Source organism: Pseudomonas sp. B21128 (assembly GCF_044218865.1).
GTDB classification, from domain to species: Bacteria; Pseudomonadota; Gammaproteobacteria; order Pseudomonadales; family Pseudomonadaceae; genus Aquipseudomonas; species Aquipseudomonas iridis.
This window is the reverse complement of the sequence record NZ_CP162590.1, coordinates 3,251,017-3,276,093: the sequence shown is the minus strand read 5'-3', so window position 1 is coordinate 3,276,093 and position 25,077 is coordinate 3,251,017. Positions and strand designations below refer to the sequence as shown.

The window sequence follows — 25,077 nt, the reverse complement described above, 5'->3', positions numbered from 1 at the left end:
CGACTGCGCCGGAAGTGGGGCGAATTATAGACGTCTGGAATCTGCCGTCAACCGCTATTTTCGATTTTATCGAAACTTCCGAAAAACCTGCTTATATATAGACGTCAGAGGCATGAATGCGCAATATATTGCCCACTACCTACAACAATACCCGCTCTTACCTTGGACGATGCCGCGCAATGAATGACCAACCCCGCTCTCTTGCCTCAACGCTGTTCCCGGTTGGCCTGCTATTGATAGCCATGGCATCCATCCAGTCCGGTGCATCGCTGGCCAAAAGCATGTTTCCAGTGGTCGGCGCTCAGGGGACGACAACCCTGCGCCTGATTTTCGCAAGTGTGATCATGCTTTTATTGCTGCGTCCCTGGCGAGCAAAGCTGACGGCCAAGTCGCTGCGTACGGTGATCGTCTACGGTATGGCGTTAGGAGGCATGAATTTCCTCTTCTATATGTCATTGCGCACAGTGCCGCTGGGCATCGCCGTCGCTCTCGAATTTACCGGCCCATTGGCCGTAGCTATATATGCATCCCGACGCGCCATTGATTTTCTGTGGATCGGCCTGGCCATAGCCGGCCTGGTGCTATTGATACCGACGGGGGCGACAACCGCGGGAATCGACCTGGTTGGGGCGGGGTATGCATTGGGTGCCGGGATCTGCTGGGCGCTATACATTCTGTTTGGTCAGAGGGCCGGTGCTGATAACGGCGTCACGACCGCCGCGTTAGGTGTGATGATCGCGGCACTGTTCGTGGCTCCCATCGGTATCGTGCATGCCGGCGCAGCGCTACTCACACCCTCGCTGATCCCGATTGCCATCGGCGTCGCCATCCTGTCCACCGCCCTGCCCTACACCCTGGAAATGGTTGCTCTTACCCGAATGCCCGCGCGAACCTTCGGCACATTGATGAGTATCGAACCTGCATTTGGCGCGCTGTCGGGCCTGCTGTTTTTGCAGGAATACCTTACGTTGTCACAATGGATGGCGATCATGTGCATTATCCTGGCTTCCGTTGGCGCGACCATGACCATGGGCAGCGCCGCCAAGCCTGCCATTGCGGCAGATTGAAACAGGATTTGACGAAGGTCTGGCAATTGGCGTTCATTTAGGCCATGTTTAGGCTCGCAACCCAATGCCAGATATGGATTTTTTCCGACAGGGATTTCGAAACGCTTAGAGCACAAGCGAATACAGGCAGACCGGAGCATCAGACTCGCGGCCGCTATAAGGACGGTAATGAAACGAATTTTGATATTGATCGCCGTACTCGCAGTTGCGGGCTGTGCGGCGACCTCGAAAACCCAGGTGAAGCACGGCAAGAAAGGGCTGCACATCAACTGTTCGGGACTCTCGTCCTCTTGGGACAAGTGCTATACCAGCGCAGCCAACTCCTGTGCCCCGAAAGGCTACAAGGTCATCGCCAAGTCAGGGGATTCCGTAGAGGAGCCCGGCGACTACCCGTTCGGTCTCAATCCCGCTGGCTACACCAGCCGCAGCATGATCGTCATCTGTAAATAGATCACGGCTGCCGGGAGATCTGACGCCCAATTTCGTCGCGGCTGGACTCCAGCACCTTGCGCTGAACGTCCGGCGTGGCCAGCATTCGCGCCACTACCAACGCGCCAACGCACTGCGACAGAATCGACCACGCCAGGCTGTCGCTCCCAAGTATCTGCGCCCAACTGTCCTGAAGCCTGCAGATCCACATCTGGGCCTGCTCACGAACCTGAATATCCGAGCGGGCGATTTCCGCACCTAGCGCCGGCAAAGCACAGCCCGATTCAGGCTGCTCCACGTGAGCCATGCTCAAATAGTGTTTGAGGCAACGCTCCAGCCGCTCACGATCCTGCCCCCCCTGTCCGCCCAGTCGCTCAAGGCTTTGCCCCAGCTCCCGCTCGACGATCGCAGTGAACAACGCATCTTTGGAAGAGAAGTGACTATAGAACGCTGCACCGCTCAACCCTATAGCCTTCATCAAACCATCGACGCCGACCGTGGAAAACCCGGATCGCTTGGCCGACAGCGCACTGCTCTGCAATAGCTTTTCCTGGGTTTCCAGCTTGTGATTGGCGGAGTAACGCATGTTGTTTGCCCTCGAGTTGACCACCTTGACGCTGGCCGAATCCTAGCATAACGTTCGTTCACTTAACGATCGTTTACCAAAGGGGTTCCACCCATGAATAACAAGAAGGTCGTATTGGTTGTCGGTGCGGGTGATGCCACGGGTGGCGCGATTGCCAAGCGCTTTGCCAAGGAAGGATTCGTTGCGTGCGTCACGCGGCGCAGTGCCGATAAGTTGCAGCCGCTGGTGGACGCCATTCAGGCCGAGGGCGGCGAAGCTCACGGCTTTGCTTGCGATGCGCGCAAGGAAGAAGAAGTCATCGCGCTGATCGAAGACATCGAAGCCCGCCTCGGCCCGATTGAAGCTTTTGTCTTCAACATCGGTGCCAACGTGCCGTGCAGCATCCTTGAAGAAACCGCTCGCAAATACTTCAAGATCTGGGAGATGGCCTGTTTCTCAGGTTTCCTCAATGCCCGTGAAGTGGCCAAACGCATGGTCACGCGTAAACGTGGAACCATTCTGTTTACCGGCGCAACTGCCGGACTGCGCGGTTCATCGGGTTTCGCCGCATTCGCCGGCGCCAAGCATGGCATCCGCGCGCTCGCACAAAGCATGGCCCGCGAACTAGGCCCGATGAACATTCATGTTGCGCACATCGTGGTCGATGGTGCCATTGATACCGATTTCATCCGCAACAGCTTCCCCGAGAAATACGCCACCAAGGATCAGGACGGCATCCTCAATCCCGAGCACATCGCCGAAAATTACTGGTATCTGCACAGTCAGCCACGCGATGCATGGACGTTCGAGCTGGATCTGCGCCCCTGGAACGAACGCTGGTAAACCCACCGCCCATAACAATAAATAGAGAGCAGCGAAAATGACCAAAACCGTGGAGTTCTATTTCGACCTCGGCAGCCCTGCCACTTATCTGGCCTACACCCAACTGCCCAGGATCTGCGCAGAAACCCATAGTCAGCTGATCTACATTCCGATGCTGCTGGGCGGTGTCTTCAAAGCTACCGGCAACGCCTCACCGGCAATGATCCCGGCCAAGGGTCGCTACATGTTTCAGGATCTGAACCGCTACGCCAAACGCTATGGTGTAGCTCTCAATTTCAATCCGCACTTTCCGATCAACACGCTGCTGTTGATGCGCGCCGTCACCGGCATACAACTGCGCCAACCGGAACGCTTTCAGGCGTTCGTCGATTGCTTGTTCACGGCGTTGTGGGTGGAGGGCAAAAACCTGAGCGACCCGGCGACTGTGGCTGCCGTGTTAAGCGAACACGGGTTTGCGCCCGATGACGTCCTGGCCCTAACCAACGACGAAACAGTCAAGGCTGCGCTGAAGGACAACACCGAAACCGCCGTTAAGCGAGGCGTCTTCGGTGCTCCAACTCTGTTTATCGGCAATCAGATGTTCTTCGGCCAGGATCGTCTCGACTTCGTCGAGGAAGCATTGCGTCAAGTCTAGATCGAAAGAGACACGCGGGCGCTGAAATCAGCGCCCGCACATGACGATCAGATTGCAACAGTACGCGTATTCAGCCACTCCAGCGCCGCACCGTCGAGCAACGGGCTCAAGCGCTCACGCACCTCAGCGTGGTAGGCGTTGAACCACTGTTTTTCTTCCTGACTCAGCAAGTCTGGCAGCAGACAACGCGTGTCGATCGGGCACAGGGTCAAGGTTTCAAACTTGAGGAAGTCGCCGAACTCGCTGCTGCCTGCCTCACGGTTCATCGCCAGGTTTTCGATGCGCACGCCCCAACGGCCCGGACGATAAGTGCCCGGTTCGATCGAAGTAATCATCCCCGGTTGCATCGCGGTCTGTGGTGCCGGCGCTGCCTGATAGGCAATCACTTGCGGGCCTTCGTGCACATTGAGGAAGTAACCCACACCGTGACCGGTGCCGTGGCCGTAATCCACACTCTCAGCCCAGATCGGCGCCCGCGCGATGGCATCGAGCAATGGAGACAGAATGCCTTTCGGAAACTGTGCCCGCGACAGCGCAATCACGCCTTTCAACACGCGTGTGCAATCGCGCTTCTGTTCTTCAGTCGGCGTACCGACCGGCACCATGCGCGTGATGTCGGTCGTGCCGCCGAGATATTGACCACCGGAGTCGATCAGCAACAGACCGTCCCCCTCGATCACCGCGTGCTCTTCTTCGGTAGCGTGGTAATGCGGCATGGCGCCATTGGCATTGAAGGCAGCGATGGTATTGAAACTCAGCGACACGTAATCCGGACGACTCTCCCGGGCAGCGGTAAGTTTCTCGTCGATGGTCAGCTCGGTAATGCGTTCACGACCCCAGGCCGATTCCAGCCAGGCGAAGAACTCGCAGAGTGCCGCGCCGTCCTGCTCCATCGCTTTACGAATGTGCGCGGCGTCGGCTTCACTTTTTTGCGACTTGGCCAACGTGGTCGGGTTCAATCCTTCGACCAGTGTTACGCCACTGTCGAGGTTATCCAACAGACCGCTGGTGACACGCGCCGGGTCCACCAGAAGGCTCGCGCCGCTCGGCACGGCGCGCAAGGCCTCGGACACTTCGCTGTAGTCGCGCAGTGTCACGCCGTCCTGTTCCAGCACTGCACGCAACGACGCATCCACTTTGCTCAACGCAACGAACAGCGTCGCTTGTTGCTGATTGATCAGGGCGAAAGAGACGAACACCGGGTTGAACGACACATCGCCGCCGCGCAGGTTGAACAGCCATGCGATGTCGTCGAGGGTGGCGATGAAGTGCCAGTCGGCACCGCGCTCCTGCAAGGTTTCACGCAGTTTGGCGAGTTTGTCGCCACGGCTTACGGTCGCTTGCGGTGGCAGATGCTGATAGATCGGCGCGTTTGGCAGAGTTGGCCGGTCGCTCCAGACTTCCTTAAGCAGATCGATATCGGTACGCAGGCTCGCGCCACGCGCTTCGAGCTTGCCGCTCAACGTACGCGCCGAAGCCACGGCCATGACTGCGCCGTCTACTGCAACCACGCCACCTTCCGGGGTCTGTTCAGCCAGCCAGTCCAGCGGACTCGGCTGCCCTGGTTGCAGCTTGACCAGTTCGATGCCGCTGCCATTGAGTTCCTTGGTCGCCTGTTCCCAGTAACGACTGTCGGCCCAGACACCGGCGAAATCGAGGGTGACAATCAGTGTGCCGACCGAACCATGAAAGCCCGACAGCCACTGCCGTCCCTGCCAGTAACCCGGCAAATATTCCGACAGATGCGGGTCGGCAGAAGGCACCAACAACGCATGAATGCCTTCACGGCGCATCAGTTCACGGGTGCGCGCCAGGCGCTGGGGCACCGATCCTTCGGTCAAGGTCTGGGTACTCATCATGTCTCCTGCTAATCACTTATTCGTTATTGTTCGTAGCCATGGATCGGCTGGTTAAAGCCCTGTCGCCCAGAATGCCGGAGCACTGGCGCAGGCGGTCTTGATCAATTCGCAAGCCTTGTCGACATCGTCTGCGGTGGTGAAACGGCCGAGGCTCAGGCGAATGGTACGCCCCGCCAGCCGTGCGTCATGCCCCAGCGCCACCAGCACGTGGGATGGCGCGTTGCTTGCGGAGTTACAGGCTGAGGTTGCGGAAAACGCGATCGAATGGCTCAGCGCCGCGCTGTTGAATTCGCCCTCGCTGAACGTCAGGCTCAAGGTGTGCGCAATGCGCTGACTGGCACTGCCATTGAGACGCACGCCGGGCAGACTCAGCAATTGTTCGAGCAAGCGTTCGCGTAACGCGACGATGGATTTTTTCTCTTCATCAAAAGCGCCTGCGGCCAAAGCAAATGCAGCGCCCATTCCGGCAATCTGATGAGTCGCCAGCGTCCCGGAGCGTAAGCCGCTTTCGTGTCCGCCACCATGAATCTGTGCCTGCACCCGTTGCTGCGCCCGCGGGCCGACGTACAACGCGCCAATGCCTTTGGGGCCATAGAGTTTATGTGCCGAGAACGACATCAGGTCCACTGGCCACTGCGCCAGATCGATCGCCACTTTGCCGGCGCCCTGAGCCGCATCGACATGGAAAAGCGCTTCGCGACCGCGCACGATTTGACCGATGGCCGGGATGTCGTTGACAGTACCGAGCTCGTTGTTGACCAGCATCAGCGAGACCAGACAGGTGTCATCGCGCATCGCTTCGCTGACCGCCTGCGGTGTGATCAATCCATCGGCGTCCGGGACCAGATAGGTCACGGCAACGTCGGCGTCCTGCAACTGGCGGGCGGTATCGAGGATGGCTTTGTGTTCGATCTGGCTGGTAATGATGTGGCCGCCGCCGACACCGCGCGCCTGGGCCACGCCTTTGAGCGCGAGGTTATTGGACTCGGTGGCACCGGAAGTCCAGACGATCTGTTCGGCGTGCGCCCCGACCAGTTCGGCGACTTGCCGGCGGGCCTGCTCGACCGCCTGCCGGGCCTGCTGGCCAAACGCATGGGAGCTGGAGGCCGGGTTGCCGAAGTTGCCGTGAAACCCCAGACATTCGATCATCACCTGGATGACCCGCTCGTCCACCGGGGTCGTGGCGGCGTAATCGAAATACAACGGACGTGTGTTCATAAAAGACTCGCAGAGCGTGTTCCGGGATCAGGAGGCTCGTGTCTGCAAACGGCACAGCGCAGCCTTGTGAGCTGCGCGTCGGTTCGAGAGCGTCATCAATACCTGATCGGATGCCGTTAAAGAAGGACAACTTCATTTAAAAGTGCGTAGGAACGCTCCTGAAGCCGAGCTTAACAGGCATCGGGCCGGCGGTTGAAGCAACGCGTCAGCTAAAGCTTTCAAGAAGTAACGGATACAACGAAATCACCAGCAATGCCGCCATGCCCCAGTTGAATACGCGCAACCAGCGCGGTTCCTTCAGCACATTGCGCAGTAGCGTGCCACACGCTGCCCAGACGCCGACGCTCGGCAAGTTGATGATGGCGAACACCGCGGCGATCACCACGACGTTAGTGAAGTATCCCTGCATCGGCGTGTACGTGCTGATAGCACCAATGGCCATGATCCACGCCTTGGGATTGACCCACTGGAACGCCGCGGCGCCCAGATAGCTGATCGGTTTGGCTTCGCCCTGGACGTTGTCACCGACCGGCCCCGAATGGGCGATCTTCCATGCCAGATACAACAGATACGCCGCGCCGACGTAGCGCAGAACCGTATAGAGAATCGGATAGGACTGAAACACCGCGCCCAGGCCAAATCCCACGGCAACCACAAGGACGAAGAATCCACAGGTGATGCCGAGCATATGCGGGATGGTGCGGTTGAATCCGAAGTTGACGCCCGATGCCAGCAACATGGTGTTGTTCGGCCCCGGCGTAATCGAGGTGACAAGGGCAAACAGGGCAAAGCCCAACAGTAAATCAAGCGAGAGGTTCATGGTGCAGTCCGTCAGGGTCATTCAGGTGTAGACCCTACCCCACGCGGCCCGGCAAACCCACGGACAGTTGGCTAAAACTTCAACCAGTACAGTTTGTTTTCAGCTGGGGCGTCCATGCAGCTGTACGGCACGTTCAGCGCTCATCTCGCCCTGCTTGTCAAACCTGAAGGCCTTCTGTGGCTGGCCAAGTAATCGGGCTTTTTTGGCATGGTATTCGTCAAACGACAAACCGCTGCGGTTCAGTGCCTCCATGGCCAGTTCCCGAGATTCTTCTGCCGAGTAGGGCCGCAGTTCGGGAGAAACATGGCTGGCACATCCGGCGAGTACGGAGACGGCGAACAACAGCGAAACAGTCAGTAAATGATTCATGGGAGCGTCCTGGCGAGCAATGTGGGGTCGATGGAGAAAGGCTACGCCTCGACACGCCTGCGCAGAAATCAACGCTTTCAATAGTGGCTATCAGCAAATCGTCACTAACCCGCCTGTCTCTTGACCGTGAGCGGCTGACAAGGCTGTCGATCTAACTGATCAGGTTGCAGTGCAATGCGTCGTCGTGGCTGCGAGCGATGCTGCTCAGTACCTGAAACGAATTGAAGGTCACTGTTTTCGCCTGATGGGCGCGGATCAACGCCCAGAAATCCTGTTCACCGCTTTCGAAACTGCGGAACGCCGCCTCCCCCGCCTCGCGGGTTTGCCATTGCAGCAAGCTCAATACCCGCCGGCCATCATCGCTGGCCTGCACGCTCGCGCTGATGAAACCTTGATAGCGCTGAGCCAGGCGTTCGGTCTGCATCGACAGCGCCGAGACCAGGCCCGACTGCTGGCGAGGCTCGATCTCGAACTCGATCAATTGGGTGAAGCTGCGGTTTTTCGCTGATGCTTGCATGAAATTCCCCACTTGGTTGTCAGGCGAATCTTGCGACTCGAAGAAGCGCAGGGTAAAACCTCTAGTTAAGTCAAGGTCAAGAGCAATTTCAGCATGATCACCAAGGAAAACCTGCACAAGCCCCTCACCGTCGGCGAAGTCGCGGCGCGCAGCGGTGTTGCGGTCACTGCCCTGCATTTTTACGAGACCAAGGGTTTGATCAAGAGCCAGCGCAACGCCGGCAATCAGCGACGCTATGCGCGCGCCGTGCTGCGCCGAGTGGCGTTGATCAAAGTCGCGCAGCGTTTGGGGATTCCGCTGGCGGAGATTGGCGAAGCACTGAAAGTCCTCCCCGACGATCGCGCACCGACGGCGGCGGACTGGAAGGTTCTATCTCAGCAGTGGCAACGGGAACTGGATGAACGGATCAATCAACTGACGTTACTGCGTGACCGGCTCAATGGCTGCATCGGTTGTGGTTGCCTGTCGATGGAGGCGTGTCCGTTACGCAATCAGGGCGATGTGTTGGGTGAACAGGGGCCGGGGGCGCACTTTTTGGATACGTAATGTGGGCTGCTGCTCGTCGGGCGAAATTCCTGGCCGGGAAGACAGTTCTATATTGATTCTTCCGGGAATCCGGTGAACCAACATTTCGAAAAATAAAAACAGGGAGAACGTCATGAGCGTCAAACCCATCCCCGAGGGGTATCACAGCATTACCCCGTATCTCGGCATCCAAAAGGCCGTCGAGGCCATCGACTTCTACAAGCAAGCGTTCGGCGCCACCGAGGTCATGCGCCTGGCCATGCCCGACGGCAGCATCGGCCACGCGGAGCTGCGTATTGGTGACAGCGCAATCATGCTCGGCTCGCCGTGCGATCAAGGGCCATTGAGCAGTCCGGAGCAAACCGTCTCTGTCGGTTTGCATCTGTATGTGACGGATGTCGACAAGTCATTCCAAAGGGCGCTGGATGCCGGGGCAACCGTGGTGTCTGAGGTCAAGGATCAGTTTTACGGTGATCGCAGTGGAACGTTGAAGGACCCCTATGGGCATCTGTGGTTTCTCGCGACCCACAAGGAAGATCTGACTGAAGAGCAGATCAAGCAGCGTGCGATGGAGATGTTTAGCCAAGGCTGAATACATCAGCGTCCCAACTGACTCTTTCGCGAGCAGGCTCGCTCCCACCTTGGAATGCATTTCAAATGTGGGAGCGAGCCTGCTCGCGAAAACTCTGACAAATCCGGCATTGACGCGGACTGCACACTCCAGCAGCCCGACGCTCCCACAATACGTGGCGATGTCGAACAGAACGCGAAACATTTACTTTCACATTCCTTATCGGGATTTATCTCGCTCATCCGTCCTATAGAGATGCAGGCCGTTCGCGTAGGCAAAAGCCACGAGCGCCTTTCGGGGATACCCGTGCTGTGAAGCCCGCAGCCACGCGCCCTTTCACCGTTCTCTAGACGCCCAATCATGTCAAAAAAATCCCGCTCCAAACTGTGGTTCCTGGTACATAGCTGGCTCGCATTACCGATCTGGTTTTTCGTCCTGATCGTTTGCGTAACCGGGACGCTGGCGGTGGTCAGCCAGGAAATCGTCTGGCTGGCCAATCCACAGATGCACGCCAATCAACCGTCTGACGACGCACCGCTGCTGGGTTATGACGAGATCATGGCCGCCATCAAGAAGGCCGAGCCGGAGTTGCTGGTCAAGCGCATCAATCGTCCGGACGAATCGCATTTCGCCCTGGATGTCAGCGTCAGCAAACCGGATGGTCTTTCGCAAATACTTTACGTAAACCCGTACAACGGGGTGATCCAGGGCAAGGCACCTGATTTCAACTTTCGCGGCTTCACCCGCGCGCTGCACGGCTGGTGGCTGGTGCCGTTCACCAATGGCTACAGTTGGGGCTGGTATCTGGTGTCGTTCCTGGCCTTGCCAATGCTGGCGTCACTGGTTACGGGGCTGGTGGTCTATAAACGCTTCTGGAAAGGCTTTTTCAGTCCGACCTTGCGTTTTCGCCACGGCGCACGGATCTTCTGGGGCGACTTTCATCGTCTGAGCGGCATCTGGTCGATCTGGTTCATCGCGGTCATTTCCATCACGGCTGTCTGGTTCCTGATCGAGGCATTCCTGTCCGACTACCAGATTTCGATCTCCAGCGAGCCGGTCATCGCGTCCATGTCCCGTGAGAGCGTGCCGCTGTCGGCCAACGGTTTGCCACCACCACAAGTGAGCCTGGATCAGGCCGTCGAAATCGCCCGGCAAAAGATTCCCGGGCTGGAAGCCAGCAGTATTTTTCTCCCGGGCAACGCCTACAGCCATCTCGATATCCAGGGGCGTGGCTGGTATCCATTGATGTTCCAGAGCGCCACTCTCAATCCGTACAGCGGTGAGGTCGCGGCCTCGCGGTTGCTGTCCGACCGAACGGCCCTGGAATTCGTCACCGAATCAATGCGACCGCTGCACACCGGTGATTTCGGCGGGCTGTGGATCAAGCTCATCTGGTTCTTCTTCGGCCTCGTGTTGAGCATGATGGTCCTGAGCGGCTTGTTGATCTGGACCAAGCGCACGGCGCTGGCGACCGTCAATGCACTCAAGCGCGAAGACAAAAAAAATCGCGTGAATGCGCAAGCCGTCGTCAGCCGTGAACCGTCGGAGGTCAACTCGTGAGCAAGATCACCACTGCCCCGCAACCGTCGCGACTGAGTCTGTTCTGGCATAAATGGCGCTTTCACATAAACATCTTGTTGCTGCTGATCCCGTTGGGTTTCATGCCCAACTACTTCGCCGAACAAGCACTTTTCCGTGGTGACGCAGGCCTCGGCGAGCGCGAGATAGGTGAAATCCCGGTTGGGCCGTGGAGCCTGCGACTGGCCGAGTTTCGCAATGAGGCGCCACGTTCCGACGGTACAGCCGGTTATCTCAAAGGCTTCACCGCTGCGCTGTGCACCACCTGTGTCGAAGGGGTCAAGGCCACCTACCTGCGCATCGGCAAACCCCGCAGCCTGCGTGCCGCCGGTTCAATCTTCTTCGGCACGCCCTACAACATGGGCACACAAGTGCCAATTCCGGACAAGACCAAACCCGACGCCGAACTGTGGATCACCATGGAAGGCTGGGACGGCAGCATGCATCAGGCCTCGATTCCCCTGAGCCAGGCCTCCCCCGCCACCATCGCCTGGCTGAACAAACAAGGAGCCAAACCATGACCTGCTCGCAACGTCCTTTCCGTCTGCGGTTCAGCGCCGCACTGTTGGTGCTGTGCGCCGGCTTCAGTGCAAGCGCCTTGGCGCACAACCCGATGTGCGAATGCAAAGCCGTCGATGACGAACAGATCAAATGTACCGGTGGCTTCTCCGATGGCAGCGGCGCACCCGGTGTGACCCTGGATGTGATCGGTTACGACGAAACGATTCTGGTGCCGGGCAAGCTCGGCCCCGACTCGACGGTGACCTTCAAGAAACCCGGCGCCGAGTTCTACGTGCTGTTCGACGCGGGCCCTGGCCATGTGGTGGAAATCGATCAAGCGGATATCGAAGCGCCATGAGCACGCCCACCACACAAATCGTGCGCCCGGCCGGTGCCGGCCATGAAACCCTTAACGTGTTGCTGCTGTGCCTGCTGATTCTGGCGCTGGCAGGTTCCGTGGTGGCATGGCGTGGGGTGTCCCATGAACCGGAACCTGTCGCCAGCAATCAACTGGACGCGCGCCGCGACCTCAGCGCCGCCGAGCAAGGCATCTATGCCGACCTGCGCGTGACGCTGGACGAAATCCGCTTGCTGCGCGAAGAGCAGAAAACCCTGCCGACGCCGCAAAATCTCGCGGACGAAGGTTTTGCCCCGTTCGCCCAGGACGCAAGTTCCGTCGCCCGAGGCAGTCATGCATGGCAGATGCCGAGCGACGCCGCTTACTTCGGTCATAGCCAGACACCCTCCATCGCCGGTTCGTTTCTGATGCGTGTCAGCGCTGATGATCAGGCAGCGCCGGATATCTGGCTCAACCGTGACGCCGCACTCACGGCGCCTCGGGAGCTGACTGACGCCGCCCTGGCCGCCGCCGGCTGGAAACAGATCGTCGCGCAATACGATGCCGGGGTTACCCGCGAACATCGCCATTGATTCCTCGCCTTCACCCGAGAGAAGACCGCTTGCCCATGTCTATTTCATCTACACGCCGTCCCTTGTTGCGTCTGTTTCTGTTGAGCATTTGCGCCTGCCTGTTGAGCCCGCTGGTCAGCGCCGATCCGGCCAAACGCCTGCGCATCGGCATCACCCTGCACCCTTATTACAGTTATGTGGCGAACATCGTCGGCGATAACGCCGAGGTGGTCCCGTTGATTCCGGCCGGCTTCAATCCGCACGCCTACGAACCACGGGCCGAGGACATCAAGCGCATCAGCGGCCTCGACGTGATTGTGCTCAATGGCGTCGGCCATGATGACTTCGCCGACCGCATGATCGCCGCCAGCGAAACGCCGGACATCAAGACCATCGAGGCCAACGAAAACGTGCCGCTGCTGGCCGCCACCGGTGTGGCTGCGCGCGGTGCCGGCAAAGTGGTGAACCCGCATACCTTCCTGTCGATCAGCGCCTCCATCGCGCAGGTCAACAACATCGCTCGGGAATTGGGCAAGCTCGACCCGGACAATGCCAAGACCTACACCCAGAACGCCCGCGCCTACGGCAAACGCTTGCGGCAGATGCGCGCCGACGCATTAGCCAAGCTGACCCAGGCGCCGAACGCCGAGTTGCGTGTGGCCACTGTTCACGCGGCTTACGACTATCTGCTGCGTGAGTTCGGGCTGGAAGTGACGGCAGTGGTCGAGCCGGCCCACGGTATCGAGCCGAGCCCGAGCCAGTTGAAGAAGACCATCGACCAACTGCGCGAACTGGATGTGAAGGTGATCTTCTCGGAAATGGACTTTCCGTCGACTTACGTCGAAACCATTCAGCGTGAATCGGGCGTGAAGCTGTACCCGCTGTCACACATTTCCTACGGCGAATACACCGCCGACAAGTACGAAAAAGAAATGACCGGCAACCTCAACACCGTGGTTCGGGCGATTCAGGAGTCTGGCGCATGACATCCAGAGAAACCCTGATCGCTGAAAACGCCGAGCAACTGGTGGGAGCGTGCTTGCGCCCACAGGTCTCAGGGCCGACCTTGGCATTTGCAGAGGTCTGCCTGACATTGGGCCGCACGACGATTCTCGACAACGTTTCCTTCCAGGTGCAGCCCGGCACCGTGCATGCACTGGTCGGTCCCAACGGCGGTGGCAAGAGTTCGCTGATCAAGACGTTGCTGGGGCAGATGCCGCATCAGGGTCAGTTGAGTCTGCAATGGCCCGGCGAGCCCGGCACCATCGGTTATGTGCCACAGGCGCTTGAGTTCGATCGGGGCTTGCCGATGACGGTCGATGATTTCATGGCTGCGATGTGCCAGCGCCGCCCGGCCTTTCTCGGTTTGAGCAAGCACTACGCCGGCGCCATCGGTGAAGCGCTGGAACGGGTCGGTATGCAGGACAAACGCAAACGCCGCATGGGCGCGCTGTCCGGAGGTGAACGTCAGCGGGTGTTGCTCGCCCAGGGCTTGATCCCGGCGCCACAACTGCTGGTGCTGGATGAGCCCATGTCTGCTCTCGATGAGGCAGGGATCCGGGTCTTCGAACGCCTGCTCGGCGACTGGCGCGCGGCGGGCATCACCGTGCTGTGGATCGAACACGACCTGGAAGCGGTCGGCCGCCTGGCTGATCGGGTCACCGGCCTCAACCGTCGCGTGCTGTTCGACGCCACACCACAACAGGCGCTAACACCGGAACGACTGCTGACCCTGTTCTCGACCCATCCACGGAGCGCTGCCTGATGAGTTACGAAGCCTTTCGGTTGATGGTCCAGGGTTGGGCCTCTTCCGGTTATCTGCCGGAGGCGCTGGCCTACGGTTTTGTGGTCAACGCGCTGCTCGCCGGCCTGCTGATCGGCCCGGTGCTGGGTGGGCTCGGCACCCTGGTGGTGGTCAAGCGCTTTGCGTTTTTCTCCGAAGCGGTCGGCCACGCAGCGCTGACCGGTGTGGCCATTGGCATCCTGCTGGGCGAACCCTACACCGGGCCTTATGGCAGCCTGTTCGGCTACTGCCTGCTGTTCGGCATTTTGCTCAACTACCTGCGCAACCGCACCGGTCTGGCGCCGGACACATTGATCGGTGTTTTCCTCTCGGTGTCCCTGGCCCTGGGCGCGAGCCTGCTGCTGATTCTCGCGGGCAAGATCAACGTGCACATTCTGGAAAACGTACTGTTCGGCTCGGTACTGACGGTCAACGGCAATGATCTGGCGGTATTGGCCATCGTCGGTTCGCTGGTCATGGCCCTGGCGCTGCCGCTGTACAACCGCATCATGCTGGCCAGTTTCAATCCGCAACTGGCGGCCGTTCGCGGCGTGGCGGTGAAGACTCTGGATTACCTCTTCGTGATTCTGGTGACCCTGATCACCGTGGCCGCCGTGAAAGTCATTGGCGCGATTCTGGTGGGTGCCCTGCTGGTGATTCCGGCGGCAGCGGCGCGCTTGCTCAGCCAATCGCTCAAGGGCTTTTTCTGGTGTTCGGTGCTGATTGCCACAGTCAGCACGTTGTGCGGGATTCTCGCGCCGATTGTTTTCGATCTGCCGATCCCGTCCGGCGCCGCGATCATTCTGGTCGCCGGTATTGCCTTCGCCCTCGCCGCCATCGCGCGCGGGGTTGTCCCGAGTCTGAAAGGGAATCTTGGATAAATGCTTTTTTCATTGCGCAACCTGACGTTGGCCATGGCCCTGTGCGGCGTGGTCTCCACACCTTTAATGGCCGCCGAAAGCGCCAAGCCCTTGCGAGTGCTGGCCTCTCTTCCGATCACCTACGGCCTGGGCGAGGTGCTGCTCAAAGGCACCGACGTCAGCCTCGAACGCGCGGCACCGGCGAACCTGCCGGGCAGCCGCCAGACCGCGTACTTCACCGGGCGCGGCGCTCCGGCACTGAATAAACTGGCCACCGGCGCCGATGCGGTGATCGGCGTGCGCTCGCTGTGGGCCGATGACCCGCTGTACCCCTTCGCCCGTCGCAGCAACATTCGCATCGTTGAAGTCGATGCCGCCCGCCCGGTCGACGGCGCGTTGCCCGGCATCGCCGTGCAAGCGGATTTGAAAGTCGATGGTTTGAACAGCCAGCCGTGGCTGGCGAGCAACAACATGGGGCGCATGGCAGACGTGATGGCGGCAGATCTGGTGCGTCTGGCACCCAGCGCCAAGCCGAAGATCGAAGCGAATCTGGCGCTGCTGAAACAACGTCTGCTCAAACTCAGCGCCGCCAGTGAGGCGCGTCTGGCCAATGCCGATAACCTGAGTGTGATGAGCTTGAGCGATCACTTCGGCTATCTGATCGGCAGCCTGAACCTTGAGCTGATCGGGCAGGATCCACGTCCTGATGCAGACTGGACGCCCGAGGATCTGAAAAAACTCACGGCGACACTCAAGGAAAATGATGTGGCGGTGGTGTTGCATCACCGTCAGCCATCGGAAACGGTGAAAGCGGCGATTGCCGAGTCGGGTAGCCGATTGCTGGTGCTGAGTATTGATGCCGAAGATCCGGTGGCGGAGCTTGAGGGCAATGTGGATTTACTGCTCAAGGGGCTGAGCGGGGCGTAACTTCAACTGTACCGCGTTATCGTTCATCGCTGGCAAGCCAGCTCCCACAATGATCCGAGGTGTGCACAGCATTTGTGGAGCACATCAAAAACCTGTGGGAGCTGGCTTGCCAGCGATGAGGCCCTGACAGAAACCCCGTATCCCGGACATGAAAAAACCCGCTGACTATTACCAGTCCAGCGGGTTTCTTTTTGCCCGTCTGCTTATTGAGCCGCCGCCAGCCCTTCCATCTTCTGGCGCAGGCTGAGTGGGCGCATGTCGGTCCAGACTTCTTCGATGTAGGCCAGGCATTCCTTTTTCAGGCCGCTCTTGCCCACGGTGCGCCAGCCTTCTGGCACGGCCTTGTAATCCGGCCAGATCGAGTACTGCTCTTCGTGGTTGACCACGACCTGAAAGAGGATGTCCTCACGGTCGAATACTGACGTCATGCTGGTTCTCCATCGTTGTAAGGGTGGGCTGCACGTCGGGTGCAGCCGGGTATGTAGAAAGAACGTTCGGCGCGCTGAAAAATTTACACAGCGGCAGTAGCGGCGGCCAATGCACGACCGAAGATCTCGGCAACGCGGTCGATTTCGACGGCCGTGATCACCAGTGGTGGCAGGAAACGCACGACGGCGCCATGCCGACCGCCCAGTTCCAGAATCAAGCCGCGCTTGAGGCATTCGCGCTGCACCAATGGCGCCAGACGCGCAAACGCCGGCGGATGGCCGAGCGCATCCGGGGTGCCCGTCGGGTCCACCAGCTCAACGCCCATCATCAGGCCACGACCACGGATATCGCCCATCTGCGGGAAGTCACGCTGCAGGATGTGCAGGTGCTCGCTCAGGCGCTCGCCCATGGCGGCTGCGTGTTCGCACACTTTGTGTTCAAGCAGATAACGCATCACTGCAGAACCGGCAGCCATCGCCATCTGATTGCCACGGAACGTGCCAGCGTGTGCGCCCGGCTGCCAGGTGTCGAGCCAGTCGCGGTAGACCACGACCGCCAGCGGCAGGCTGCCACCGATAGCTTTGGACAGCACGACCACGTCCGGGGTGATACCGGCATGTTCGAAGGCGAACATCTTGCCGGTGCGGGCAAATCCGCTCTGAATCTCGTCGACAATCAGCGCCACGCCGGCCTTCTCGGTGATCCGACGCAAGCCGCGCAGCCATTCGATGTCGGCCGGAATCACTCCACCCTCACCCTGCACCGCTTCGACGATCACGGCCGCTGGCAATTGCACGCCGGCCTCGGGATCGTTGAGCAAATTATCCAGATAGCTCAGATTGGCCTTCACCCCGTCAGCGCCGCCGATGCCGAACGGGCAGCGGTAGTCATACGGAAATGGCATGAACTGCACGCCGTTGCTGAGCAACGCACCCAGCGGCTTTTTCGGCCCAAGGTTACCCATCAGGCTCAAAGCGCCCTGGCTCATCCCGTGATAACCACCGGAGAACGACAACACGGTGCTGCGACCGGTGGCCGTGCGTACCAGTTTCAATGCCGCTTCCACGGCGTCAGTACCGGTCGGGCCGCAGAACTGGATTTTCGCTTGCGACGCCAGTTGTGCCGGCAGCAAGCCAAACAGATCCTGGACAAACTGGTCCTTGACCGGGGTGGTCAGGTCCAGCGTGTGCAGCGGCAGCTCATCGGCCAGCACCTGCTGAATTGCTGCGATCACCACCGGATGGTTATGCCCCAATGCCAGCGTGCCGGCACCGGCCAGGCAGTCGATGAACGTTCGCCCTTCAACATCTTCGACATAAAGGCCCTTGGCGCGTTTGAGTGCCAGTGGAATACGTCGCGGATAGCTGCGGGCATTGGACTCCTGCTGTGCCTGACGAGCCAGCAATGGCGATTCGTTGAACTCATACAACGTTTCCGCTGGCGCCGAGGTGACCCGGGCCGATGACTCTCTGATAAGGCTGGTGGCAACTGACATCTGTCGACCCCTCGATTCGCTATGGATAGTGACCAAAACAGCACACCGGACAGGTGCGCGTTCCAGTCACGGGGCGCACTTGCAGGTTTTCCTGTTCTGGAAACGCTTAAGCGAGGCAAGGATTTAGCCCCTGGAGTGACTGTTCATCCGGACATTGCCAGCGGCTTGGCCATAGGCAGGATCTGCAAGCCGTTATGCGCGAGGGAAGGTGCAGATTCGCGGTAACCCAAATGGCGATAGAACGCTTCGCCGGTGCGCGTGCTGTTGAGGTGGGCGGTGCGCACACCGCGAACCCGCAGCCAGCCTTCCAGATCGTTCATCAGCGCCCTCCCGACGCCACGTCGAAATGATTCCGGTTGTACGTGGCAAAGCACAACCTCGCCATCCAGGCGGGCCATGCCGATACCGACCGGTTTGTCCGCCAGCATGGCAATACTGAGATAGAAGTGCGGATTCGCGAGCCAGGCACTAATGAAATCGGCAGACTGCTGCCGGGTCCAGTCACTGACGATCAACGGGTCGTTGCGGTGATCGAGCGCACAACCAAAACGGATCGAGCGTTCGATGATACGGCTGATGATTCCGACTTCGGCCAGAATGGCCGGACGAATGCAGACAGGTGCTTGCATGGCGCTGTTCCCTCAATCCATTGAGTCAAGGCTGGCGCCGACCTTAACGTCAGCGCCGCCGATTAACCAATGCAGAGAAGTTACATTTGATGTGCAGACCTCAGAGCGATTGCAACGGCATCGTCAGCTCAACGCGCAAACCATCCGGGCGGCTGTCGAAATGCAGGGCACAGTCGCAACGCTGGACGATCGCCTGGACAATCGCCAGGCCGAGGCCGCAACCGGTGCTCTGACCGTTGCGCCAGAAGCGCTGGGTCAGGTGCTGCAAATCATCCGGCGCAATGCCCGGGCCATGGTCGCGTACGACAAAACGCACGCGGTTGCCGATGGTTTCCAGACGCAGCTCGACCGCACAATCTTCGGAGGTATGGCGCAGGGCGTTGTCGAGCAGATTTCGCAACGCGGCGATCGACAGCACCGCAGGCATTTGCAACGGTGCAGACGAGAGTTCGGCGGGCAGATGCAGTTTGATCCGCAGACGCTCGCCACCCGTAGCGTCGGCAATCGCCAACCTGGCCACTTGCTCGGCGCTGTACTGCGTGCCGTCGTCGAAGGACAGACTGCCCTCGACCCGTGCCAGCAACAGCAGTTGCTCAAGCGTGCGGTGCAAACGGTCGGCGCCCTCCTCGGCCCGCGCCAGCGATTGATCGCGGGCGCTGCCGTCGGTCATGCGCGCCACTTGCAGGTGCGTCTTGATCGCCGTCAGCGGGCTGCGCAGTTCATGCGCGGCGTCACCGGTCAACCGACGTTCACGTTCGATGGTCTTGCCGATGCGCTGGAACAGCTGATTCTGGGTATCGAGCAGCGGCTTCAGTTCGCTGGGAAACGATTGCAATTGCAGTGGTTCGAGCGAGTCGGCATTACGTCGCATCAAGGCTTCGCGCAGGCGATTGAGCGGGGCCAGGCCTTGCCCGATTCCCAGCCACAACAGGCACAGACAGCCGAGCAACGCCACGCCTACCGGCACCGACGCCGCCAGCAGGATCGACATGTTCAGGGCTTCGCGCTCGATCTGCCGATCCGCCGTGGTAATCCGTACATCGCCCCGGGCGAGGGTGAAGCTGCGCCACGGTGCGCCGTCGATCATCTGATCGTGGAAGCCCATTTTCTCGGCCTCCAGCGCTTGTTCGGGATTGTTATGACTGCGCGCGAGAATTTCCCCGCGCAACGAGCTGACCTGACAGGCCATGCCGCCGGGAATGTTCAGTTGCTCGGCACTGAAATGCGTGCCCTCGCCTTTGCTCGGCAATGTCGGCAATTGCTCCAGCAACCCGGCAACCATGCGCGCCGAAGCCACCAGACGCTGGTCGAGGGAAAACATCATCTGGTTGCGCAGATCGCTGAGCATCCAGGCCGCTGCCAGCGCCCAGATCAGCGCGAACGCGGCGCCAAGGGTCAGGCTCAGGCGCAGGCGCAGGCTCATCACTTGCCTTGATCTCCACCATCGGCCGGCCCCAGGCGGTAGCCCAGACCGCGCACGGTTTCGACGATACCTTTACCGAGTTTGCTGCGCAGGTGATGGATATGGACGTTCAGCGCGTTGCTTTCCAGCTCATCGTTGAAGCCGTAGACGCTGTCCTTCAACTGCTCGGTGGACAGGACCCGACCGCGATTGTGCAGCAGTGCCTGCAACAGCGATTGCTCGCGCCGCGACAGGTCCACCGATTGCCCGGCCAGCCGGGTTTCGCGGCTGCTCGGGTCGTAGGTCAGCGCACCGTGCTCGATCAGGTTGACGCTGCGCCCGGCCACCCGCCGCAGCAAGGTTTGCAGACGCGCAAACAACTCACGCAGATCGAATGGCTTGAGCAAGTAGTCATCAGCACCGGCCTGCAAGCCGTCTACGCGATCGGTGACCGAGTCGCGCGCCGTCAGGATCAGCACCGGGATCTCCAGGCCGTGCTGGCGTAACTGCTGCAACAATTTCAGGCCATCTTCGTCGGGCAAACCGAGATCAAGCACCATCACATCAAACTCGGCAACCTTGAGCATCGCCCTGGCCTTGGACGCCGTATTGACATGCTCGACGGTCAAGCCTTGAGCCGTGAGGCCGGCAACGATGCCGCTGGCGATCAGCTCATCGTCTTCGCAAACCAATACGTGCATGGGAGCTCCCTGAGCAAAAACGCGAGTGAAGCAGGTGAGGATTAAGCGGCAATTATGGCTGTCACCGGGGGTAACGGGAAGCCGAGTCAAGAACAGGTCGTGCCTGCACCGCTGCATCGACTGTTTGCAACAGGTAAACAGCGCGCAACTCACGCCCCTACAAACAGCCTGTGAAATAAATCCCGACATATAGCCGCTACATTTTAATAACTACCCGAGATAGCCTGAGCAGGCACTAAAAACTACGGCTTCTTTAAAAGGACTTTAATAAACATGCCTGCATTGAATAACTTTGTCGCGGTCGACTGGCGCTCTGGCGCAGATCGCATTTACTTTTTTTTCAAGGATACCGACACCTATTCCCGGTTCAATATCGGCGGCGATGTTCCGAGCGGCTTTCCCGCCTCTACCGACGGCAGATGGGACACTTTCACGCCTTACATCCAGAATCTGCGCTTCGGCTTCACCACGACGTCTTTGGGTTTCAACACGCGCAGCGATGAAGATATCGCCTGGCTGTTCTTCTACTACGGCGATACTCCGGCCGTGTGCAAATACGACCAGGATACGGACAAGGTTTCAGGCATCTACGCGTTAGCCGACACACTCTGGAAACCGATACTTCCCTACTTTGACAACATCATTGCCGGCACCTGGACAGAGGTTTCCGGCCATCCTTTCCTGTTCAAATTCATTCTAGATGACGGTCATTACCTGAGCTTCAACTACAAGGCAAAAACACTCACCCGCAATGCCTTTGGTCAGAACCGCCTGGGCGCCCTGGCCCCTTACAAGGACCGGATCGTCACGGCGGCCCAAAACGATCGAACTTTCGCCGACAGCTATTGGTATATTTTCCTCACCCATAACCAGTATCTTGTTTACAACATACAGGCCGACAAGCTCGTGTCCGGCCCGCACACCATCAACGAAAGCAACTGGCCAGGGTTGTTACGCAACTGACCGGGCCGGCAGCGGCATCACAGGGCGCGGTTAATCATCGGTTAATCGCTACCGCCCATTGTGCCCCCACTTGCACAGGGACAAGGCTCCTCTCCATGCGTCATATTTTTCTACTGTTTGCGCTTCTGATCTCAGGCCTGGCCCAGGCGGGAAACAATCCTTTCGAGACAAAAGCGGATTTTCTGCCGGTCGATAAAGCGTTCGTTCTCACCTCCGAGCGCCTGGAATCCGGTGAAACCCAGCTGTTCTGGCAGATCACCGACGGCTATTACCTGTATCAGAAACGCCTGAAGTTCGACGGTTTGAGCGCTACACAACAGCCGACGCTGCCCGAGGGCGAATCCCACAGCGACGAGTTCTTCGGAGAACAGCCGGTTTATCGCCAAGGGCTGGAGGTCAAGATCCCGGCGACGGCGACCGGTCAAATCAAGGTCAGCTATCAGGGCTGCGCCGATGCAGGTCTGTGTTACCCGCCGCAAACCCGGGTAATTGATCTGGGCGGCAAAGCGGTCACGCCGGCCAATGCGCAAGCACCGGATGAAGCCTTGGCCAACAGCCTGCAGCAACGAGCACTGGGCTGGAGCCTGCTGGTATTTTTCGGCCTCGGCCTGCTGCTCGCCTTCACCCCTTGCACATTGCCGATGTTGCCGATTCTGGCGGGGATGATTGTCGGCAGCGGCGCGACGCCACGGCGGGGTTTCGCGCTGGCCGGCAGTTATGTGATCTGCATGGCGCTGGTGTATGCGGCGATGGGTGTGATTGCTGCGCTGCTCGGGGCGAACCTGCAAGCCTGGTTGCAAAACCCGTGGTTGCTGGGTGCGTTTGCCGCAGTGTTTGTGGTGCTGGCATTGCCGATGTTCGGCTTCTTCGAACTGCAATTGCCGGTGGCCTTGCGTGACCGACTGGAACACGCCTCGCGCAGTCGCAGCGGCGGCAGCCTGGTTGGCGCCGGCGTGCTCGGCGCACTGTCCGGTCTGCTGGTCGGCCCGTGCATGACCGCGCCACTCGCCGGTGCGTTGCTGTACATCGCGCAAAGCGGCAACGCCCTCCACGGCGGGCTGATTCTGTTCTCGCTGGGGATCGGCATCGGTGTGCCGTTGATGTTGCTGGTGACCGTAGGTAATCGCTTCCTGCCCAAACCCGGCGACTGGATGAACCTGCTCAAGGGCGTGTTTGGTTTCCTGTTCCTCGCCACGGCGTTGCTGATGTTGCGCCCGGTGCTGGACTCATCGTTATGGCTCGGTCTGTGCGGCGCCTTGTTGTTGATCGCCGCCTACTGCGCGTGGAAGCAGTCCGAAGGCTTCGGCCGTGTCGCTCAGTTGTTCGGCGCCACTGCATTGCTGCTTGGGTTATGGGGCAGTTTGCTGATGATCGGTGCAGCCGGCGGCAGTGACGATCCGTATCAACCGCTGCAGGTTTACAGTGGCGACCGGGTCGCCAGTGCTGCGCCGAATGGTCATGATGCGTTCACCACCATCAAGGAGCCGGCAGCACTGCAACGCGAGCTGAATGCCGCCAAGGCCCAGGGCCAGTGGGTGCTGCTTGATTACTACGCCGACTGGTGCGTCTCCTGCAAAGTCATGGAAAAGCAGGTGTTCGGCAAGGACAAGGTGATGCAGGCGTTGAGCGACGTACGCCTGCTGCGCCTGGATGTGACCGCCGACAATGCCGCCAGCCGCGAATTGCTCGGCCGCTATAAAGTGCCGGGGCCACCGACTTTTGTCTGGATCGGCGCCGACGGCGAAGAGCGCCGCAGCCAGCGCATCACCGGTGAAGTCGATGCCGATACGTTCCTGCAACGCTGGACCATCACCCGAGACGCCAACTAATGCTGACTTTCACCCTCGGCACCTTTGCCATCGCGCTTAACCATTTGCTGCTGATCAGTGCATTGGCACTGGCGACCTTCGTCGGTTGGCGAGTGGCCAAACGTGGTGGCGATAATCCCGAGTCGGCGCTGTTCAGTCTGTTCCTGATTGGCATGCTCGCGGCCCGCATCGCGTTTGTCGCGATGTACTGGAGCCACTACCGCAATGATCTGTGGCAGATCGTCGACCTTCGCGATGGCGGTTTTCTCGCCTGGCCGGGGGTCATCGTGTTGCTGCTCATCGCACTGTATCGCGGCTGGCGTCGCCCGGGGCTGCGTCGGCCGCTGGGGTTTGGCGTGGCCAGCGGTGTGCTGTTCTGGGTGATGGCGACACTGTCGTTGAACATCTACGAACAAGGCACGCGGCTGCCAGACATCTCCTTGCGTAATGCCGCCGGGGAAACCATCCAGCTCAGCGACTATAAAGGTGGGCCGCTGGTGATCAACCTGTGGGCCACCTGGTGTCCGCCATGCCGGCGCGAGATGCCGGTACTGGAAAACGCCCAGCAGCAACGCCCTGACCTGACGTTCCTGTTCGTCAATCAGGCCGAAAGCATGCAAAGCGTTGCGACGTTTCTCGAAACCCAGGGCCTGAGCCTGACCAACGTGTTGTTCGACCGCAGCGGTCGTTTGGGTCAGGCCGTGGGTTCCATGGCATTGCCGACTACCCTGTTCTATAGCCCCGATGGTCGCCTGTTGGCCAGTCACCTGGGCGAGTTGTCGAACGCCAGCCTGGCTCGCGCAATGGAAAACTTCGACACCCCGAATTCAAACCCGAACCCGGCCTCCGCACCGGCCACTTCGTCAAGGAAACTGCCATGCCCCGCCTCCGCCACCTGCTGACGCTGACTCTGGGCACTGCCCTGTTGCAACTGCCGTCGGTTCAGGCCGCTGAAGAATTGCCTGCCGCGATCAAGCAGATCGAAGCCAAAGGCGCGAAAATCGTCGGCCAGTTCGACGCCCCCGACGGTTTGCGCGGTTACGCGGCGCAATACCAGAACCGCGGCATGGCGTTGTACCTGACCCCGGACGGTAAGCACGTTCTGCTGGGCAACCTGTACGATGCCGACGGCAAAGACCTGAGCAGCGAACCGTTGCAGAAACTGGTGTACGCGCCAATGGCCAAGGAAGTCTGGGCCAAGTTCGAGGCGAGCAACTGGATTCAGGACGGCAACAAGGATGCGCCGCGCACGGTGTACCTGTTCAGCGATCCGAACTGCCCGTATTGCAACGTGTTCTGGGAACAGGCCCGCCCGTGGGTCAAGTCCGGCAAAGTGCAGTTGCGCCACATCATGGTCGGGATCATCCGCGAAGACAGCCCGGGGAAATCCGCCGCGTTGCTCGCCGCCAAAGACCCGGCCAAAGCGCTGGAAGATCACGAAAAGGCCGGCAAGGGCAGTTCGCTCAAGGCCTTGAAAGACATCCCGGTAGCCGTGCAGACAAAATTGGCGGCGAACATGCAGTTTATGGACGACCTCGAATTGCAGGCCACCCCGGCGATTTTCTACATGGATGACAAGGGTGAGCTGCAACAGCAACAAGGCGCGCCGACGCCGGACAAGTTGGCAAAGATTCTCGGACCTAAATAAGCAAAATCAAAAGATCGCAGCGTGCCG

General features: G+C 59.6%; 29 protein-coding genes. 18 read left to right on the top strand and 11 right to left on the bottom strand.

The features are described from left to right. Positions 1–179: 179 nt before the first annotated feature. Positions 180–1,067, top strand: coding sequence for a threonine/homoserine exporter RhtA (gene rhtA, locus AB4P91_RS14620; protein ID WP_150593219.1), 888 nt, complete (start codon positions 180–182; stop codon positions 1,065–1,067). Between the two features lie 168 nt (positions 1,068–1,235). Further along, positions 1,236–1,517, top strand: a complete 282-nt coding sequence (locus AB4P91_RS14615) for a hypothetical protein (RefSeq protein ID WP_042560187.1) — start codon at positions 1,236–1,238, stop codon at positions 1,515–1,517. Between the two features lies 1 nt (position 1,518). Here the strand turns inward: AB4P91_RS14615 and AB4P91_RS14610 are convergent, their stop codons facing one another. Continuing rightward, positions 1,519–2,082 (bottom strand): TetR/AcrR family transcriptional regulator, encoded by a 564-nt coding sequence (locus AB4P91_RS14610; protein WP_150593218.1) that lies wholly within the window; start codon positions 2,080–2,082, stop codon positions 1,519–1,521. A gap of 93 nt (positions 2,083–2,175) precedes the next feature. Here AB4P91_RS14610 and AB4P91_RS14605 point away from each other — a divergent pair, with 93 nt between their 5' ends. Together AB4P91_RS14605 and AB4P91_RS14600 are read left to right on the top strand one after the other, a co-directional pair. Next, positions 2,176–2,904 (top strand): SDR family oxidoreductase, encoded by a 729-nt coding sequence (locus AB4P91_RS14605; protein WP_150593217.1) that lies wholly within the window; start codon positions 2,176–2,178, stop codon positions 2,902–2,904. Positions 2,905–2,941: 37 nt separating this feature from the next. Then, positions 2,942–3,538 carry a 2-hydroxychromene-2-carboxylate isomerase gene (locus AB4P91_RS14600; protein ID WP_395603061.1) on the top strand — a complete coding sequence of 199 codons (597 nt, stop codon included), beginning with the start codon at positions 2,942–2,944 and terminating at the stop codon, positions 3,536–3,538. Positions 3,539–3,585: 47 nt separating this feature from the next. Here AB4P91_RS14600 and AB4P91_RS14595 read toward each other — a convergent pair whose 3' ends face one another. From AB4P91_RS14595 to AB4P91_RS14575, 5 genes are all read right to left on the bottom strand, one after another. Next, positions 3,586–5,394 carry an aminopeptidase P family protein gene (locus tag AB4P91_RS14595; RefSeq protein WP_395603060.1) on the bottom strand — a complete coding sequence of 603 codons (1,809 nt, stop codon included), beginning with the start codon at positions 5,392–5,394 and terminating at the stop codon, positions 3,586–3,588. A 54-nt stretch (positions 5,395–5,448) separates the two neighbouring features. Further along, positions 5,449–6,615, bottom strand: a complete 1,167-nt coding sequence (locus AB4P91_RS14590; RefSeq protein ID WP_395603059.1) for an aminotransferase class V-fold PLP-dependent enzyme — start codon at positions 6,613–6,615, stop codon at positions 5,449–5,451. Positions 6,616–6,820: 205 nt separating this feature from the next. Beyond that, positions 6,821–7,435 carry a LysE family translocator gene (locus tag AB4P91_RS14585; RefSeq protein WP_042560193.1) on the bottom strand — a complete coding sequence of 205 codons (615 nt, stop codon included), beginning with the start codon at positions 7,433–7,435 and terminating at the stop codon, positions 6,821–6,823. A 99-nt stretch (positions 7,436–7,534) separates the two neighbouring features. Further along, a complete protein-coding gene (locus AB4P91_RS14580) occupies positions 7,535–7,804 on the bottom strand; it encodes a hypothetical protein (RefSeq protein ID WP_395603058.1) in 270 nt (89 codons plus the stop codon). Positions 7,805–7,955: 151 nt separating this feature from the next. After that, positions 7,956–8,321 (bottom strand): antibiotic biosynthesis monooxygenase, encoded by a 366-nt coding sequence (locus AB4P91_RS14575; protein ID WP_150593212.1) that lies wholly within the window; start codon positions 8,319–8,321, stop codon positions 7,956–7,958. Positions 8,322–8,414: 93 nt separating this feature from the next. Here AB4P91_RS14575 and soxR point away from each other — a divergent pair, with 93 nt between their 5' ends. The 10 genes from soxR (at position 8,415) to AB4P91_RS14525 (ending at position 15,975) form a co-directional block, all read left to right on the top strand. After that, positions 8,415–8,867 (top strand): redox-sensitive transcriptional activator SoxR, encoded by a 453-nt coding sequence (gene soxR / locus AB4P91_RS14570; RefSeq protein ID WP_150593211.1) that lies wholly within the window; start codon positions 8,415–8,417, stop codon positions 8,865–8,867. Positions 8,868–8,979: 112 nt separating this feature from the next. Further along, positions 8,980–9,438, top strand: coding sequence for a VOC family protein (locus AB4P91_RS14565; RefSeq protein ID WP_395603057.1), 459 nt, complete (start codon positions 8,980–8,982; stop codon positions 9,436–9,438). A gap of 339 nt (positions 9,439–9,777) precedes the next feature. Further along, the gene (locus tag AB4P91_RS14560; RefSeq protein WP_395603056.1) at positions 9,778–10,977 is read left to right on the top strand and encodes a PepSY-associated TM helix domain-containing protein; all 1,200 of its coding nucleotides are present in this window, start codon (positions 9,778–9,780) and stop codon (positions 10,975–10,977) included. After that, on the top strand, positions 10,974–11,516 hold the full coding sequence (locus tag AB4P91_RS14555; RefSeq protein ID WP_150596166.1) for a thiamine pyrophosphate-binding protein: 543 nt from the start codon (positions 10,974–10,976) through the stop codon (positions 11,514–11,516). Before AB4P91_RS14560 ends, AB4P91_RS14555 begins: the two co-directional genes overlap by 4 nt. Further along, a complete protein-coding gene (locus AB4P91_RS14550) occupies positions 11,513–11,854 on the top strand; it encodes a hypothetical protein (RefSeq protein ID WP_150593206.1) in 342 nt (113 codons plus the stop codon). Before AB4P91_RS14555 ends, AB4P91_RS14550 begins: the two co-directional genes overlap by 4 nt. Then, complete coding sequence (locus tag AB4P91_RS14545; protein ID WP_150593205.1) at positions 11,851–12,426, top strand: DUF6162 family protein; 576 nt, start codon at positions 11,851–11,853, stop codon at positions 12,424–12,426. The genes AB4P91_RS14550 and AB4P91_RS14545 overlap by 4 nt, the downstream gene beginning before the upstream one ends. Before the next feature lie 35 nt (positions 12,427–12,461). After that, on the top strand, positions 12,462–13,391 hold the full coding sequence (locus tag AB4P91_RS14540) for a metal ABC transporter substrate-binding protein (RefSeq protein ID WP_395603055.1): 930 nt from the start codon (positions 12,462–12,464) through the stop codon (positions 13,389–13,391). After that, entirely contained in the window at positions 13,388–14,170 is a 783-nt protein-coding gene (locus AB4P91_RS14535; protein WP_150593203.1) for a metal ABC transporter ATP-binding protein, read from the top strand. The genes AB4P91_RS14540 and AB4P91_RS14535 overlap by 4 nt, the downstream gene beginning before the upstream one ends. After that, positions 14,170–15,069, top strand: coding sequence for a metal ABC transporter permease (locus AB4P91_RS14530; protein ID WP_007917717.1), 900 nt, complete (start codon positions 14,170–14,172; stop codon positions 15,067–15,069). The genes AB4P91_RS14535 and AB4P91_RS14530 overlap by 1 nt, the downstream gene beginning before the upstream one ends. After that, the gene (locus AB4P91_RS14525) at positions 15,070–15,975 is read left to right on the top strand and encodes a metal ABC transporter solute-binding protein, Zn/Mn family (protein ID WP_150596169.1); all 906 of its coding nucleotides are present in this window, start codon (positions 15,070–15,072) and stop codon (positions 15,973–15,975) included. A 203-nt stretch (positions 15,976–16,178) separates the two neighbouring features. On the opposite strand, the gene AB4P91_RS14520 is transcribed toward AB4P91_RS14525, so the two are convergent. The 5 genes from AB4P91_RS14520 to AB4P91_RS14500 form a co-directional block, all read right to left on the bottom strand. Further along, a complete protein-coding gene (locus AB4P91_RS14520; protein WP_042560205.1) occupies positions 16,179–16,403 on the bottom strand; it encodes an MbtH family protein in 225 nt (74 codons plus the stop codon). Between the two features lie 83 nt (positions 16,404–16,486). Further along, the gene (locus AB4P91_RS14515) at positions 16,487–17,899 is read right to left on the bottom strand and encodes an aspartate aminotransferase family protein (protein WP_150593201.1); all 1,413 of its coding nucleotides are present in this window, start codon (positions 17,897–17,899) and stop codon (positions 16,487–16,489) included. 143 nt (positions 17,900–18,042) lie between these two features. Beyond that, on the bottom strand, positions 18,043–18,528 hold the full coding sequence (locus tag AB4P91_RS14510; RefSeq protein WP_395603054.1) for a GNAT family N-acetyltransferase: 486 nt from the start codon (positions 18,526–18,528) through the stop codon (positions 18,043–18,045). A gap of 100 nt (positions 18,529–18,628) precedes the next feature. Further along, complete coding sequence (locus tag AB4P91_RS14505; RefSeq protein ID WP_150593199.1) at positions 18,629–19,951, bottom strand: ATP-binding protein; 1,323 nt, start codon at positions 19,949–19,951, stop codon at positions 18,629–18,631. Then, complete coding sequence (locus AB4P91_RS14500) at positions 19,951–20,631, bottom strand: response regulator (protein ID WP_042560210.1); 681 nt, start codon at positions 20,629–20,631, stop codon at positions 19,951–19,953. Before AB4P91_RS14500 ends, AB4P91_RS14505 begins: the two co-directional genes overlap by 1 nt. Positions 20,632–20,904: 273 nt before the next feature. On the opposite strand from AB4P91_RS14500, the gene AB4P91_RS14495 reads away from it, so the two are divergent. The 4 genes from AB4P91_RS14495 (at position 20,905) to dsbG (ending at position 25,050) form a co-directional block, all read left to right on the top strand. Further along, a complete protein-coding gene (locus AB4P91_RS14495; protein WP_395603053.1) occupies positions 20,905–21,594 on the top strand; it encodes a hypothetical protein in 690 nt (229 codons plus the stop codon). A 95-nt stretch (positions 21,595–21,689) separates the two neighbouring features. Then, a complete protein-coding gene (gene dsbD, locus AB4P91_RS14490) occupies positions 21,690–23,423 on the top strand; it encodes a protein-disulfide reductase DsbD (RefSeq protein WP_395603052.1) in 1,734 nt (577 codons plus the stop codon). Continuing rightward, positions 23,423–24,304, top strand: coding sequence for a prolipoprotein diacylglyceryl transferase family protein (locus AB4P91_RS14485; protein ID WP_395603051.1), 882 nt, complete (start codon positions 23,423–23,425; stop codon positions 24,302–24,304). The genes dsbD and AB4P91_RS14485 overlap by 1 nt, the downstream gene beginning before the upstream one ends. After that, positions 24,280–25,050 (top strand): thiol:disulfide interchange protein DsbG, encoded by a 771-nt coding sequence (dsbG, locus tag AB4P91_RS14480; protein WP_395603050.1) that lies wholly within the window; start codon positions 24,280–24,282, stop codon positions 25,048–25,050. The genes AB4P91_RS14485 and dsbG overlap by 25 nt, the downstream gene beginning before the upstream one ends. Positions 25,051–25,077: the final 27 nt, after the last annotated feature.